Origin of the sequence: Dactylosporangium sp. NPDC005555, assembly GCF_040605635.1 — a bacterium.
Lineage (GTDB): Bacteria > Actinomycetota > Actinomycetes > Mycobacteriales > Micromonosporaceae > Dactylosporangium.
The window spans coordinates 141,833-156,302 of sequence record NZ_JBEXDG010000022.1; the positions used below are offsets into that span (position 1 = coordinate 141,833).

Below are 14,470 nucleotides of genomic sequence, written 5' to 3' on the forward strand. Positions count from 1 at the left end.
GCCGGCAAGCCCTGGTTACTTGTCGACGTCGCCCACGACGAAGAACATCGAGCCGAGGATGGCGATCAGGTCGGGGACCAGGGTGCCCGGGAGCAGCTTCGACAGGGCCTGGACGTTCGAGTAGGACGCGGTGCGCAGCTTCAGGCGCCACGGGGTCTTCTCGCCGCGGGACACCAGGTAGTAGCCGTTGATGCCGAGCGGATTCTCGGTCCAGGCATACGTGTGGCCCTCCGGCGCCTTCACCACCTTCGGCAGGCGCACGTTGACCGGGCCGGTCAGCTTGTCGACCTCGTCGAGGCAGGCCTGCGCGATGTCCAGTGAGGCATACACCTGGTCCAGCAGCACCTCGAAGCGGGCGTGGCAGTCGCCGGTGGTGCGGGTGACGACCGGCACGGAAAGCGAACCGTAAGCCAGGTAAGGCTCGTCGCGACGCAGGTCGAAGTCCAGGCCGGAGGCGCGGGCGACCGGGCCGGACGCGCCGAAGGCCGCCGCGTCGGCCGCCGAGAGGACGCCGACGCCGACGGTGCGGGCGAGGAAGATCTCGTTGCGGCGGATCAGGTTGTCCAGGTCGGGCATGCGCCTGCGGACCTCGTCGATCGCGGCGCGGGCCCGGGTGGTCCAGCCGGCCGGGACCTCCTCCTTGAGGCCGCCGACGCGGTTGTACATGTAATGCATCCGCCCACCGGACGCCTCCTCGAGCACCGCCTGGATCGTCTCGCGCTCGCGGAAGGCGTAGAAGACGGGCGTGATCGCGCCGATCTCCAAGGGGTAGGAGCCGAGGAACATCAGATGGTTGAGGATCCGGTTGAGCTCGGCGAGGGCGGTGCGCAGCCACACGGCGCGGTCGGGGACCTCGATGCCCATGAGGCGCTCGACGGCGAGGGCCACGCCGAGCTCGTTGCAGAACGCCGAGAGCCAGTCGTGCCGGTTGGCCAGCATGATGATCTGCCGGTAGTCGCGGACCTCGAAGAGCTTCTCCGCGCCGCGGTGCATGTAGCCGATGATCGGCTCGGCGCTCAGGACCCGCTCGCCGTCGAGGACGAGCTTCAGTCGCAGCACGCCGTGGGTGGACGGGTGCTGCGGGCCGATGTTGAGCACCATGTCGGCGGTGTCGAGCCCAGCACCGGTGCCGACCGTCAGCTCGGAGGTCATGAGGACAGCCTAGAGGTCCTGCAGGATCCGCAGCGCGCGCGAGACGTTGTGCATCGTGGCGGTGTCCGCGACCGCGACCCGCTCGAAGAACCAGCGCTTCAGCGGCGAGGAGAGCCGGTCGGGCATGACGACCAGGTCGTCGAGCTCGACGGCGAGCGGCGAGTCGCGCAGCTCCTCGGAGTCGGTGACCTCGGCGACGATCACGACCGGCACGTCGGTGCTGTTGAAGACGTCGGAGCTGATGATGAGGCCGAGACGCTCGCGGGCGCCCTTGATCAGCCAGACCTCACCGCGCCGCACGGCGCCCGCTGAACAGCTCCGCGTCGACCAGGGCGATCTCCTCCTCGTCGGCGAGCGCGGCGCGCTCCAGGTCGGGCTTGGCGCGGCGCACCGCCTCGGCGTGCGCGGTGAAGATCTCACGCAGGGCGCGCTCCTGCGCGGCGCGGTCGATCCACGCGCTGAGCGACACGCCGTCGCGCTCGGCCCAGTGCCGGGCGTCGGCGATGGTCTGGTCGGAGAACGACAACGTCACCTTGGCCGTCATATGAACAGTATGACTGATCGTCACACCCAGCGCATGACCCAATAGTGGCCGCCGAGACCCGACGCATCCGTCAGCTCGGCGGCGGCGCCGGCCCGCGACAGAGCGCGCACATAGCCTGCCGGGTCGGTCGAGGCCAGCGCCAGCGGCGGGCGCCTGCCGTCGACCCCGAGCAGCCGCAGGGCTTCCCGCTGTGTCAGCAGCAGGTGGTGTACGCCCAGCGAGTCCAACGCCACGGCGATCGTCAGATCACAGGAGCCGTCCGGCAGCGGCGCGGTCTCCTTGCCGTCCTTGAACCCGGTCAGGGTGCCGAAGAGCGGCCGCCCGCCCGCGAGGTGCCCGTAGTCGACGGCGAGCGCCAGCCCGCGCGCCACGCTGCCGACCGCCGCGGCCCAGGCCTCGTCGCGCGGGGCGCCCAGCTCGGCCCGCGCCCCTTCGGGGAGTCCGTCCAGGGGCCACCAGTCCGCGAGCCAGGCGGCGTCGCGAGGATCCAGCGGCGACGCGTCCAGCGCGAACGGCGGCGAGCCCAGCACGTACCGTGGCCGCAGCGACGAATCGAGCTCGACGATGTCGACCGGGATGTTGTCGAGCCACTCGGTGGCCACCAGCAGCCCGGTGATGCCGGACGGGATCGCCGTGGTCCACCCGATCGGGCCGGGCAGGTCGTCCGGGCGGGGCGCGACCTCGACCCCGACGGCGGCGACCCTGGCGGCCACGGCGGGCGGCAGGGCGGCCAGGACGCCGCGCAGCAGCTCACCGCGGCCGGCGCCGACGTCGACGAGGTCGAGCCGCCCGGGCGAGCCCAGGGCCTCGTCGAGGCGCTCCAGCAGCGCCGCGATCGCCCCGGCGAACAGCGGCGACGCGTGCGCGCTGGTCCGGAAGTGGGCGGCGGGGCCACCGCCGGGGCGGCGGAAGAAGCCGTCGTCACCGTAGAGCGCCCGCTCCATCGCCGCCCGCCACCGCACGCTCACAGGAACACTTTGCCTTCTCCCCGGTAGGTCGGCACCACGTCCACGATCGTGTCGCCGGACACGAGGTGCACCTCGTTGACGTGTTCGCACAGCTCGCCGGCCTTGGCGTGGCGGAAGTAGACGCGCTCGCCGAGGCGCAGCCCGGCCGCGCCGGGGCCGACGAGCGGCGTCTGCACCTCGCCGGCGCCCTCGGTGCCGATCAGCTTCAGGCCTTCCGGCAGCCACGGCAGCGGCTGGCGGGTGGGCGAGGTCTCCCCGGAGGCGATCCAGCCGCCGCCGAGGACGGTCGCGACCCGCGGGTCCGGGCGGCGCACGACCGACATGGCGAAGAACGCCGCCGGTTGCGGGCGCCAGCGTCGGTACGAGTCGAAGAGCCACGGCCCGAAGAGCCCGGAGCCGGCGGCGACCTCGGTGACCGCGGGGTCCTGCGCGGTGGCCTGGACGCTGCCCGTGCCGCCACCGTTGACGAACTCGAGATCGGCGTGGCGGCGCACCTCGGCCACGACCGCCGCCCGGCGCGCGAGCAGCTCCGGGAACGAGCGGGACTGGATCATGCGGATGAGCACCCCGCGCACCGGGCGGCCGGGGGGAGCGTCGCCCAGCCCGGCGATCTGCGCCTCGTACGACATGAGCCCCACCAGGCGGAATCCGGCTCTGCCGGCGACGGCGGCGGCGAGGTCGCCGGCCTGCCGGGCGCTGTGCACGGGCGAGCGGCGGACCCCGATGTGCACGCCGCGGGCGGGGCGCCAGGAGGCGTCCAGGTCGATGCACACCCGCACGGCGCCGGCCCGCTCGCCGGCGGGTACGACCGAGTCGATCAGGTCGAGCTGGGCGGTGCTGTCCACCATGACGGTGACGGTCGCGGCGAGCTTCTCGTCGGTGGCGAGGCGGTGCAGCGCGGCGCGGTCGGCGGTCGGGTAGGCCACCAGGATGTCGCCGGACGTGCCCTGCTCCGCGAGCCAGATCGCCTCCGGAAGCGTGAACGCCATGACGCCGTGCCAGCCCGGCTGGGCCAGGGCCCGGTCCATCAGCGCGCGGACCCGCACCGACTTGCTGGGCATCCGCAGCGGTTTGCCGGCGGCGCGGCCGAGCATCGCGGTGCTGTTGGCGTCGAAGGCATCGAGGTCGACGATCGCGAACGGCGGATCGAGATCGGCGGTGGCCCGGTCGTAGCGGACCCGTTGGGCGGCACGTGAGCTGGACACGACTCACCGTACCCAGTCGCCATTGAATATGAAAGAACCTCGCGTCCGGCGCGTCGGCCGACACCTGGGCGACACCCGGAGGCCGGTAGCGTGGTTACAGTAGGCGTTCGACACCGTCCGGTGGGACGCTCAGCACCGTCCGGTGGGGACGCTCAGCATCGTCCGGTGGACGCTCATCAGGGGAGGTGCCGTCATCGCCAGCAGTGACCTGTCCGGCTTCGGGGAGCTGAAGGCGGTCCTGCGCATCCGGGCGTTCCGCCGGTTGTGGGCCGTTCTGGGGCTCTCGTCCCTCGGCGACTGGCTCGGCCTGCTCGCCGCCGCGACGTTCGCCGCCTCGCAGGTGACCAACTCCGCGGCGCAGGGTGCGGCGTTCGGCTCGGTCATCGCCGTGCGCCTCCTGCCCGCCCTGATCCTCGGGCCGGTGGCCGGGGTCTTCGCCGACCGGTTCGACCGACGCCTCACGATGGTCGCCTGCGACCTGGTCCGGTTCCTGTTCTTCGCCTCGATCCCGGCGTCCGCGCTGATCCTCGACGACAGCACGCTGATCATCGCCTGGACCGCGATCGCCACGTTCATCATCGAGACCACCGCGATGATCTGGGCGCCGGCGAAGGAGGCGGCGGTGCCCAACCTGCTGCCCCGCGCCCGCCTGGAGACGGCCAATCAGCTGACGCTCGCCACGACCTATGGCATCACGCCCGTGCTCGCCGGTCTCGTGCTGATCGGCCTGGAGCAGCTCGTCGTGGTCGTGTTCGGCGCCGAGGGCCGCCCGAGGGGCGCCGAGCCGAGTAACGTCGCGCTCTGGTTCAACTCGCTGACGTTCCTCGCCACCGCTGTCACCGTGTTCTTCGGCATCAAGGAGATCAGCGGCCGGCGCACCGCCGACGTCGAGCGCAAGCCGGGCATGCTCAAGGAGTTCGCGCAGGGCTGGGCGTTCGTCCGGCGGACCCCGCTGGTCCGCGGCCTGGTGCTCGGCATCTTCGGCGCCTTCGCCGGCGGCGGCGTGGTCGTCGGCACCGCGAAGTTCTACGCCGTCTCCCTCAGCGCCGGCGACGCGGGTTTCGCGCTGCTCTTCGCCACGCTCTTCCTCGGTCTCGGGATCGGCATCGCCGCCGGGCCGCGGATCGTCGGCGCGCTGTCCCGGCGCCGCTGGTTCGGCCTGTCGATCATCCTGGCCGCGGGCTCCGTGCTGATCCTGGCCTTCGCCACCCACCTGGCCCTCGCCGTCGGCGGCGCGCTGCTCGTCGGTGTCGGCGCCGGGATGGCCTTCCTGTCCGGCACCACGCTGCTCGGCGGCGAGGTCGCCGACGACATGCGCGGCCGGGCGTTCGCCTTCGTGCAGACCGGCACCCGTGTGGTGCTCATGCTCACCATCTCGCTGTCCAGCGTCCTCGTCGGCGTCGGCGGGTCACGGCACCTCAGCATCGGCTTCACCGACGTGGAGGTCTCCAGCACCCGGCCGCTGCTGGCCATCGCCGGCCTCTTCGGCGTCTTCGCCGGTGTCGTGGCGCTGCGCCAGATGGACGACAAGAAGGGCGTGCCGCTGCTGGCCGACGTGCTCGGCTCGGTCCGTGGCCGCCCGCTCAGCGCCGACGAGCCGAAGGCTGCCCGCGGGCTCTTCATCGTCTTCGAGGGCGGCGAGGGCGCCGGGAAGTCCACCCAGGTCAAGCAGCTCGCCGCCGCGCTGCAGCGGCTCGGCCGCGAAGTCGTCGTCACCCGCGAGCCCGGCGCCACGCCGCTCGGTGCCCGGATCCGCAGCCTGGTGCTCGACCCGCCCGAGGTCACCGGCGAGGTCGTCACCCCCCGCGCGGAGGCGCTGCTCTACGCCGCGGACCGGGCCCACCACGTCGCCTCCGTCGTCCGGCCCGCCCTCACCCGCGGCGCGGTCGTCGTCAGCGACCGCTATGTCGACTCGTCCCTCGCCTATCAGGGCGCCGGCCGGACCCTCCCCGTCGACGAGGTGTCCTGGCTGTCGAAGTGGGCGACCGGCGGCCTCAAGCCCGACCTGGTCGTCCTGCTCGACCTCGACCCGTCCGTCGGGCTGGCCCGGGCCGAGGGCCGGGGCACGGCCGACCGCCTGGAGAGCGAGTCGCTCGCGTTCCACGAGCGGGTCCGCTACGCGTTCCTCGACCTGGCGTCCGCCGACCCCAGCCGCTACCTGGTCCTCGACGCGTCCAGCCCGGTCGAGGCGCTCGCCGTCGGGGTGCTGCAGCGGGTCCGGCACCTGATGCCCGCCGAGGAGGAGTTCGACCTCGAGGAAGCGGTCGAGGAGGCCCTGGAGGACGCCGCTGAGACGGTCACCGCGCTGACCGGCGACGAGCTGACCCATCAGCTGCCCCGCGACCACCTGCCGGACCGCTCCGACGACGGGCGGGAGACGCGGGTATGAACGCGGCGCCGCCGATCTTCGCCGAGCTCGTGGGGCAGGACGACGCGGTCGCGACGCTGACCCGCGCCGTCGCCTCCGCGGGCGCGATCGTCCGCGGCGACGTCCCCGAGGCCGGCATGACCCACGCATGGCTCTTCACCGGCCCACCCGGCTCGGGCCGCTCCGTCGCCGCCCGCATCTTCGCCGCTGCGTTGCAGTGCCCCGATGGTGGCTGCGGCGTGTGCACCGCCTGCCACACGACCCTCGGCGGCACCCATGCCGACGTCCGCTTCGTGGTGCCGGAAGGGCTCTCGATCGCCGTCGGCGAGATGCGCGCCCTGGTCCTGCGCGCGGCCAGCTCGCCGACCCAGGGCCGGTGGCAGGTCCTGCTCGTCGAGGACGCCGACCGCCTCACCGAGGCCGCCGGCAACGCGCTGCTCAAGGCCATCGAGGAGCCACCGCCACGCACCGTCTTCCTGCTGTGCACGCCCAGCACCCACCCCGACGACATCTCCGTCACGATCCGCTCCAGGTGCCGGGTCGTCCCGCTGCGCCAGCCGCCCGCCGACGCGATCGCCGCCCTGCTGCGCCGCCGCGACGGCCTCGACGAGCAGACCGCCGCGTGGGCGGCCGCCGCCGCGCAGGGGCACGTCGGCCGGGCCCGCCGCCTCGCCCGCGACCCCCAGGCCCGCGCCCGCCGCGAGGCGGTCCTCGCCGTGCCCCGCCGGCTGACCGGCATCGGCGCCGCGTTCGACGCCGCCGCCGCACTCATCGAGGCCGCCGAGGCCGAGGCCGCCGCGTCGGTCACGGAGACCGACGCGGCCGAGCGATCCGCACTGGAGACCGCGCTCGGCGCCGGCGGCACCGGCAAGGGCGCGGCCGGGGCGTCCCGGGGCTCGGCCGGCCAGCTCAAGGACCTCGAGCGCCGGCAGAAGTCCCGCGCCACCCGAGCCCAGCGCGACGCCCTCGACCGTGCCCTCGTCGACCTCGCCGGCTTCTACCGCGACGTGCTGGTCCACACCTTCGACGCAGCCGTCGAGCCCGTCCACGGCGACACCGACGAGCTCGCCGGCGCCGCCGCCGAGAAGTGGGCACCGGAGAGCACTCTGCGCCGCCTCGAGTCGGTCCTGCAGTGCCGCACCGCCATCGAAACCAACGTCAAACCCCGCATCGCCGTCGAAGCGATGATGCTCGCCCTCTGGCGCGGCTGAAGTTATCCACAGGCCGCGGTCCGGGGTTTCGTGTCACTCGCTGGTGCCGTACGGTCACCCGGGGGAGGGGCCGACATGGGGCGCGAGATCGACGAGACGTGGATCGAGGAAGCGGTGGAGCGCTACCGCCGCATCGACGCGCTGCTCGCCGAGTTCGACAAGGCGGTCACGACCGTCGAGGTGAGCGTGCGCTCTCCTGACGGCCTGGTCGAGGTGGTGGTCACCGCCGACGGCACGATCCGCGACGTGCGGATCGACCACCTGCGCGGCCAGACCGGCGACGAGCTGTCCCGCTCGGTCCGGGCAGCCGTCACCGGCGCCACCGAGGCCGCCGCCTGGGCCCGAAAGAAGCTCCACGCCGAAACCTTCGGTGACTACCGCTCCCTGACCTAGCCCCGCCTGACCTTGCACAACACCGCACGTCGGACGTGGATCGCGTTGGACGTGGGCCGCGTTGGACGTGCAGTGCTTTGACCGTGGATCGTCTTCGACAGTGCATCGGGGGACTGACATGCGACTCGACGACCTGGCCGGCCGCCTCGACGCCGCCGGCGACGAGCTGGCCGCGGCGAGCACCACGACAGCTCTCATCGACCCAGGATCCCGGGTCCTCGGCGGCGACGCCCCAGGTGGCCCCGGCGCACTGGGCCGTGTCCTGCACCGCACCCTGACCACCGCCCTGACCGCGCGCGGCCAAGAAGCCGCCACCCACGGCGGCCGGCTCGCCGAAACCGCCGAGTCTCTGCGCCGAGCCGCCCAGAACTACCGCACCACCGACGACGACGCGCGTCGCCACCACCAACAGCACGAGGGCACCTGATGGCCACCCTCCCCGGGCCCGCCGCCTGCTCCCCACCCCACTCCGCCGCCCGCCTCCCGTCCCGCTCCGCCCAGCTGTCGCCCGAAACCGCCGCCCTGCCGGGCCGGAGCTTCCGCGCTGGGTCCGGTGCCGAGTCCGGTGTCTGGCCGGCGCATCGCGTGAGCCGGGGTGTGCGCGGCGGCTCGTTGCGCCATGCCGGCCGTGCTGTGGGTCGGGCGGGGATCCGCGGCGGCGGGCTGTCGCGACATGGTGCTCGTGCCGTGCCGGGAGGGCAGCCGCTGTGCGGCGACACCGACGCCGTGGCCGGCAGGGTTGAGGGCTGCCCCGGCCGGTCCGGGCGGGAGGGCGTGTGATGGATGCGCTCGAGCGGTTGAGCGGGATCGGGATCGAGGTGCTGCACCGGGCCGATGCCGTGCTCGTTGCGGGCGGCGCGCCGGTCGGGGATCCGATCTGGGCGTTGTCGCGGGCTGTCGGGGCGTTGCCCGGGGATGCGCTGGAGTTCGGGTTGAAGCTCGACCCTGCGCCGCTGCGGGTGGCGGCGACGCAGCTGCGGGGCGATGCGGACAGGTTCGCCCGGCGGAGGGAGTGGCTTGCCGCGGACCTGAGTGGTGTGTGGGAGGGGTCGGGGGCGGAGGCTTTCGCCGCGCGGTGGGGGGCGCTTTCGGCGTACATCGGCGGCGGCGGCGAACCGGAGAGCATCACGGGCAGGCTGCGGGCCACCGCTGCTTATGCCGACGCGCTCGCTGACTGGTCCGAAGGGCTGCGGGGGGAGCTCGCCGAGGCGGTGGCGCGGGTGGCGACCTCGGCCGAGGCGGTCACCATGCGGGGCGAGCCGGTCGGGGAAGGGCTGCCGTCCGCCGCCGTGATCGAAGCGGCCGCGCGGATCGGGGTCCGGGTGCTGCAGCCGGTCGCGGACGCGTTCGGTGTGGCGCAGGACCTGCTGGCGCGCTGGTCTCCGGAGCTGGTCGAGCTGCGGTATACCGAGCCCACCACCGGGGCGACCGGCGCCGGCACCCCGACGACCCGGGTCGCCCTGTAGCCGCACAGGGCGGTGCACGAGGCGGCACTACGATCGCCGGATGTCAGTTGAGCAGCTTGCCGGATACGGCGATCGTGACTTCGCCGGTGACCTCGCGCGGTGGTTTCCGGATCGGGAGACGGCGCGGGTCGCCGAGGACACCAGGTCAGTGGAGCCGTTCCTGGCCAGGCTGCCGCAGGAGGCGGCCACGGCGCTGGCGGCGTTCGACCGGTTGGTGCGGAGCGGGACGATGCCGTGGGTGGTGGACGTGACCGAGGACTCGTACGGGTTCGACTTCGCCGGCAACGACTGCCAGATCCTCGACTCCGACTACGAGACCGAGCTCTCCGACGACGACGTGTGGTCGGTCGCGGCCGACGGGGGCGGCAACCTCTACGTGATGCTGACCAACGGCAAGATCGCCGTGTGGTTTCACGAGGAGGAGGTCATCGAGGCCGGCACCCAGTTCGACAACCTCGACGTGTTCCTCTACTCGATCGTGCGGTATCAGGCGGCCCGCGCGGGTGTGCTGGACCGGGCCGCCGTCGCCGAGGAGCTCCGCGCGCTCGGGCAGCCCGGTGCCACCGCTGAGGAAGTGGGCCTGATCGCGTACCTCACCTGAGCGAGATCGGCGGCTCCATCAAGCGCAGGCGCATCGGCTTGCGCGGGGCGAACCATGAGCCCGCCGACTGCGCGTTCCAGCGGCGGGCCGTGCGGTCCACGCCGATCGGGTAGATCGTCAGGGTGCCGTCGGCGCCGAAGCGCATCCGCAGGAAGCCCTTGTAGCCGGTGATGCCCTGCCCGGCGAAGAGCTCGTTGACGTTGACGCCGAAGGCCGAGGCGACCAGCAGGTACAGCGCGAACAGCTCGCCGGCCGCGACGCACGACAGCGGGAAGTACAGGACGATCGCGATGAGCAGCGGCAACGGCCACGCCTGGTCGACGAACGGCAGGTTGAGCCACGCCCAGGTGCCGAGCACGGCGATGCCGACGAACGCGGCGCCGTGGCCCAGCCCCAGGAGCCAGTGCCTGGGTCTGCGTTTCCCGGCGACGCCGGGCATCGCGAGGAAATACGCGCTGACCACGTCGACCGCCACCATCAGGAACGCCGGGATCGTGACGAGGCGCTGCTCCGCACCCGACATGACGCGGTCGGCGGCGTTGACGAAGGCCAGCATCGTCAGGGTCTGCAGGACACCGAGCAGCCCGAGGAACATGGGATTGCGCCACGGTACGCGCCAGAAAACGCCGAACGAGAGCCGGCGCGACCGGGCCCTGCTCGGATAGGCCGCCTTGAAGTCGAACTGCTGCGACGGGCTGGCGTTGCGCACCAGGGAGCGGCGCGGCGGCACCTCCAGCCGGGCGGGCAGTTCGTGCGTCGGGTACAGGTACGCGCCGCCGCCCCCGCAGGTGATCAGCTGCCGGTCGGCACCCTCGTAGCGGGCATAGTGATGCAGGTCACCGGAGAGCATCAGCTTCACGTCGGCGCCCGTCGGCGTGATGACGGTCCGCACGAAGTAGTCGAGGCTGTCGTAGGCCTTGCGGTCCTCCTGCGCCTCCACCCAGCTCGGCGCCGGCGGGCAGATGATGACCTTGTCGCCGGGACCGAGGCGGGCCGCGACCCGGTTGAAGTACCGCAGCTGCGGATCGTCGATGTAGGCGCCGGCCTGCACGTCCGTGCCGAGGAGCCACCACCGGTTGGGCAGCTCGATCGCGAAGTAGGACCGGGACTGCCTGGTCTGCCAGCCGCCGATCTTGCCCTCGCCGCCGCGCACGAACAGCCGGAGGAAGGCCGTCAGACCGTCGTACCAGTCGTGGTTGCCGGGCACCGCGTACATGCGCGGCGGTGGACCCTCCGAAGGCGGCTCGGGCAGCGCGGCGCGGAACGGCCCCTTGAACCGGTCCTCGTACTGCTGCCCGCTCGCCGTCGGATAGACCTGGTCACCGCCGAGGACGAGCACCTCGCCACGCGGCAGTTCGTGCCCCTCGACCGTCAGCTCCGGCTGGGCCAGCAGATACGCCACGGAATAGGTGGCGTTGAACCCGTCGCCCGTGTCGGCGCAGTAGTCGACCCACAGCTCGCCGTCCGGGAAGTCGTCGGCGGTGTCCGCACTGGAGAAGCCCGTGTATCCGGGTGCCTCACGCATGATCCGGTCGGGCATCGAGTCCTGCAGCTCGCGCTTGTCCAGATACGCCCCGAACAGATCGGCCAGCACGACCCGCACCGCCGTCCCGCTGAGCAGCACCGGGCTCAGCCACGGCACGGCCCGCCGCGGCGTGAACCCCATCTGGTCCGGGTCCAGGGCATTGGGCCGGTCACCGACCTGAGCGACCGGCGGCCCGGCCTCGGGCAACGGCAGGATCGGGTCGCCGGGCTGCGCCGTGAGGTCGCCGGGGGCGGCCGGCAGATCGTCGGGGATCACGCGGCCGAACGTTACTCGGGAAACCCCTCGCGCGCGCCCCCTGGGCGTGCCGTACACTTGGTCATCGTTGCCGCCTTAGCTCAGTCGGCAGAGCGATTCACTCGTAATGAATAGGTCAACGGTTCGATTCCGTTAGGCGGCTCGGCAACGCGGACGCCCTCCACCCCAGGTGGAGGGCATCTTCCGTTTCCGGCCAGGCGGCAGCGCGGCCGGCCATATCGACCTTCGGTGGGCGGCGACGTGGACCGCTGGGAGCTGTTCGGTGCTCTCCCGTAGCCGCCGCCAGGCGATCTGCGCGGGACGGCTGGGGACGGTGTCGCTCAGCCCAGTGCAGGACGGCAGGGGTCTCGGCGATCGCCCGCTCCCGCAGCGGATCGTCCTCACGGAACCAGGCAACGGCCGACCCCCCGGCCTGCCGCGCGGAGTCCACCACGACCCGCACCTCGCCGGCATCGTGGACGACCCCCGCCCCCGTCGCCCCCCAAGCACCGTGCCGTTGCCGCGGTGCGGCGCACCGAAGTGCGGCTGCGCCGGGCGGGTCGCCTCGGACGCCGCGAGGACCCCCATGTCGCTGCCCTCCAGCGCCTGCCGGACTTGGTCGGTCCGGGCGGTGCGCATCCCGGCATCAGAGGCCTTGAAAGTCGTTCATGTGTCGTGCAACACTCCTCTCTAGTAGATGGTCGATCGTATACGGTCGACGCTGAGCAGGGGAGCGGCGGAAATGGCTGATGCGTTTGACAGGCCGCTCGGTGGGTTTCAGACCAAGGCGGACCTCGTCTACGAGCGGCTGCGGGACGCGATCCTCAGTGGCGAGCTGCGGCCGGGCGAGCGGGTCAACATCGACGCGTTGTCGCGGCAGTTCGGGATCAGCAAGATCCCGTTGCGCGAAGCCATCCAGCGGCTCACCGGGCAGGGGCTCGTGGTGCAGCCCAACCCGCACGCCGGTGCGCAGGTCGCGCCCCTGTCGCTGCGGGAGATGCGCGGCGTCTACCTCGCCCGTGGTGCGCTCGAAGGGCTCAGTGCCAGGGTCGCCGCCGCGGTCATCACCGACGCCGAGCTCGACGAGCTGGAGGAGCTGCACGCGCAGATGCAGTTCCAGCACGGGCGCGGCAAGCTCACCCCGATGTCGGCGCTCAACCGGCGGTTCCACACCGGCATCGCCACCGCCACCCGCTACGCCACGCTGCGCGAGCTCACCGATCTGGCCCTGCTGCGCGTGCAGCACTACCGCGTCGGCGTCCGTGTCGAGCCGGCGTGGGGGCAGGTCATCACCGAGCACGAGGCGATCCTCGGCGCGCTGCGCCGCCGGGATCCCGACGCCGCCGAGCGGGCCGCCCGCGACCACGTCGAGTGGCAGCTCGGCGTGGAGCTCGCGGCGCAGCTCGACCCCGAGCTCATCGACCTCGACGACGACCACCCGAGCGTGATGACATGACCGGTCCGAAGGGCAACGAGAAGTTCGGCCTGCTGCTGACCCTGCCCGCCATGGCGCTGCTCGGCGCCGTGGTGCTCTATCCGCTGGTCGCTGCGCTCACCACCAGCCTGTTCGACCAGAGCCTGGTGCTGCCGGGCCGGAAGTTCGTCGGCCTGGCCAACTTCGAGGCGGTGTTCGACCGGCAGTTCTGGCCGACGCTGCGCAACACGGTGGTCTTCACCGTCGGGGCGACGATCGCGCCGGTCGTGGTCGGCTTCGCCCTCGCCCTGGCGCTCAACACCAAACTGCCCGGCCGGGCGGTGCTGCGCGGGCTGTTCCTGATGCCGTGGGTGATCCCCGGGGTCGTCGTGTCGTTCGTCTGGCTGTGGATCTTCAACGCCAACTACGGGCTGCTCAACGGCCTCCTCGTGCAGCTGCACCTGATCGACGAGCCGGTCGTCTGGCTCGGTGGTCCTGGCACGGCGATGGCGTCGGTCATCGTCGCGAAGACCTGGGCGAGCTTCCCCTGGATCATGGTCATGCTGCTCGCCGGGCTGCAGACGGTGCCGCACGCGCTGCACGAGGCCGCCGCGCTCGACGGGGCCGGCTCGGTCAGCCGGTTCCGGCACGTGACGCTGCCGCACCTGCGCGGCATCCTCGGCATCGTCGTGCTGCTGGAAGTGATCTGGAACCTGCAGCACTTCGACATGATCTACGTCCTCACCCACGGCGGCCCGGCCGGCTCGACCACGACGTTCGCCGTCGCCGTCTACGACACCGCGTTCAAGGCCTTCGACCTGGGCACCGCGAGCGCGCTCGGCGCCCTGTGGCTGGTGCTGATCCTCGGCCTGACCGTCGTCTACGTCCGTGTCACGGAACGAGGCGAAAAATTATGAAAAAAGCGGCTACGACGGTCGCACTCATCGGGATCTTCGCGTTCGGCCCGGTCTACTGGGTGCTCGTCACCGCGCTGACCCCCACGCACGAGGTGTTCCGGTTCCCGCCGCGGCTCTTCCCGGAGCACGTCACATTCGAGCACTTCATCGGGCTGGCCGACAATCCCGTCCTGCTGCGGTACCTCGGCAACAGTCTCATCGTGTCGAGCCTGACCGCGGTGCTGACGGTGATCGTGGCGGCCTACACGGGCTACTCGTTCGCGAAGTTCCGCTACCGGGGCCGCCGGTCGCTGATGTACCTCGTCCTCGCGAGCCAGATGTTCCCGCAGGCGTTGCTGCTCATCACCCTGTACCTGGTCTTCAGCCAGGTCGGACTGATCAACTCCTACCTCGCGCTGATCCTGTCCTTCACCACCTTCACCCTCCCGCTCTGCGTCTGGATGCTCAAAGG

15 protein-coding genes and 1 tRNA gene are annotated in these 14,470 nt (G+C 72.1%); 10 read left to right on the top strand and 6 right to left on the bottom strand.

Annotation, left to right across the window (positions count from 1 at the left end):
- Nucleotides 1-15 precede the first annotated feature (15 nt).
- Genes ABZS58_RS25140 through ABZS58_RS25160 form a run of 5 tightly spaced genes read right to left on the bottom strand, consistent with a single transcriptional unit; the run spans nt 16 to nt 3,869 of the window.
- Nucleotides 16-1,152, bottom strand: a complete 1,137-nt coding sequence (locus ABZS58_RS25140) for an NADH-quinone oxidoreductase subunit D (RefSeq protein WP_354785369.1) — start codon at nt 1,150-1,152, stop codon at nt 16-18.
- A gap of 9 nt (nt 1,153-1,161) precedes the next feature.
- Nucleotides 1,162-1,452 carry a type II toxin-antitoxin system PemK/MazF family toxin gene (locus tag ABZS58_RS25145; RefSeq protein ID WP_354785371.1) on the bottom strand — a complete coding sequence of 97 codons (291 nt, stop codon included), beginning with the start codon at nt 1,450-1,452 and terminating at the stop codon, nt 1,162-1,164.
- On the bottom strand, nt 1,439-1,696 hold the full coding sequence (locus ABZS58_RS25150; protein WP_033363510.1) for a DUF6364 family protein: 258 nt from the start codon (nt 1,694-1,696) through the stop codon (nt 1,439-1,441). Before ABZS58_RS25150 ends, ABZS58_RS25145 begins: the two co-directional genes overlap by 14 nt.
- Nucleotides 1,697-1,716: 20 nt before the next feature.
- A complete protein-coding gene (locus tag ABZS58_RS25155; RefSeq protein ID WP_354785373.1) occupies nt 1,717-2,664 on the bottom strand; it encodes an SAM-dependent methyltransferase in 948 nt (315 codons plus the stop codon).
- On the bottom strand, nt 2,661-3,869 hold the full coding sequence (locus ABZS58_RS25160; protein ID WP_354785375.1) for an amino acid deaminase/aldolase: 1,209 nt from the start codon (nt 3,867-3,869) through the stop codon (nt 2,661-2,663). The genes ABZS58_RS25155 and ABZS58_RS25160 overlap by 4 nt, the downstream gene beginning before the upstream one ends.
- 244 nt (nt 3,870-4,113) lie before the next feature.
- Between ABZS58_RS25160 and tmk the strand changes: the two genes are divergently transcribed.
- The 6 genes from tmk to ABZS58_RS25190 all read left to right on the top strand — a co-directional run bounded on the left by tmk (nt 4,114) and on the right by ABZS58_RS25190 (nt 9,908).
- A complete protein-coding gene (tmk, locus tag ABZS58_RS25165; RefSeq protein ID WP_354785405.1) occupies nt 4,114-6,258 on the top strand; it encodes a dTMP kinase in 2,145 nt (714 codons plus the stop codon).
- Nucleotides 6,255-7,448 carry a DNA polymerase III subunit delta' gene (locus ABZS58_RS25170; protein WP_354785377.1) on the top strand — a complete coding sequence of 398 codons (1,194 nt, stop codon included), beginning with the start codon at nt 6,255-6,257 and terminating at the stop codon, nt 7,446-7,448. The genes tmk and ABZS58_RS25170 overlap by 4 nt, the downstream gene beginning before the upstream one ends.
- Before the next feature lie 75 nt (nt 7,449-7,523).
- Nucleotides 7,524-7,841, top strand: a complete 318-nt coding sequence (locus ABZS58_RS25175) for a YbaB/EbfC family nucleoid-associated protein (RefSeq protein WP_354785379.1) — start codon at nt 7,524-7,526, stop codon at nt 7,839-7,841.
- 118 nt (nt 7,842-7,959) lie between these two features.
- On the top strand, nt 7,960-8,268 hold the full coding sequence (locus ABZS58_RS25180) for a hypothetical protein (protein WP_354785381.1): 309 nt from the start codon (nt 7,960-7,962) through the stop codon (nt 8,266-8,268).
- A 352-nt stretch (nt 8,269-8,620) separates the two neighbouring features.
- Nucleotides 8,621-9,307, top strand: coding sequence for a hypothetical protein (locus ABZS58_RS25185; protein ID WP_354785383.1), 687 nt, complete (start codon nt 8,621-8,623; stop codon nt 9,305-9,307).
- A 40-nt stretch (nt 9,308-9,347) separates the two neighbouring features.
- Nucleotides 9,348-9,908 (top strand): hypothetical protein, encoded by a 561-nt coding sequence (locus ABZS58_RS25190; protein WP_354785385.1) that lies wholly within the window; start codon nt 9,348-9,350, stop codon nt 9,906-9,908.
- On the opposite strand, the gene ABZS58_RS25195 is transcribed toward ABZS58_RS25190, so the two are convergent.
- Nucleotides 9,901-11,709, bottom strand: a complete 1,809-nt coding sequence (locus tag ABZS58_RS25195) for a metallophosphoesterase (RefSeq protein ID WP_354785387.1) — start codon at nt 11,707-11,709, stop codon at nt 9,901-9,903. The two genes, ABZS58_RS25190 and ABZS58_RS25195, sit on opposite strands and share 8 nt — an antisense overlap.
- A gap of 69 nt (nt 11,710-11,778) precedes the next feature.
- On the opposite strand from ABZS58_RS25195, the gene ABZS58_RS25200 reads away from it, so the two are divergent.
- From ABZS58_RS25200 to ABZS58_RS25215, 4 genes are all read left to right on the top strand, one after another.
- Nucleotides 11,779-11,851, top strand: a tRNA-Thr gene (locus ABZS58_RS25200).
- 579 nt (nt 11,852-12,430) lie between these two features.
- Nucleotides 12,431-13,144: a GntR family transcriptional regulator gene (locus ABZS58_RS25205; protein ID WP_354785389.1), complete on the top strand. Its 714-nt coding sequence runs from the start codon at nt 12,431-12,433 to the stop codon at nt 13,142-13,144.
- Nucleotides 13,141-14,019: a sugar ABC transporter permease gene (locus ABZS58_RS25210; protein ID WP_354785391.1), complete on the top strand. Its 879-nt coding sequence runs from the start codon at nt 13,141-13,143 to the stop codon at nt 14,017-14,019. The genes ABZS58_RS25205 and ABZS58_RS25210 overlap by 4 nt, the downstream gene beginning before the upstream one ends.
- A partial coding sequence (locus ABZS58_RS25215) for a carbohydrate ABC transporter permease (protein WP_354785393.1) occupies nt 14,016-14,470 on the top strand: 455 nt, incomplete at its 3' end. The genes ABZS58_RS25210 and ABZS58_RS25215, both read left to right, overlap by 4 nt.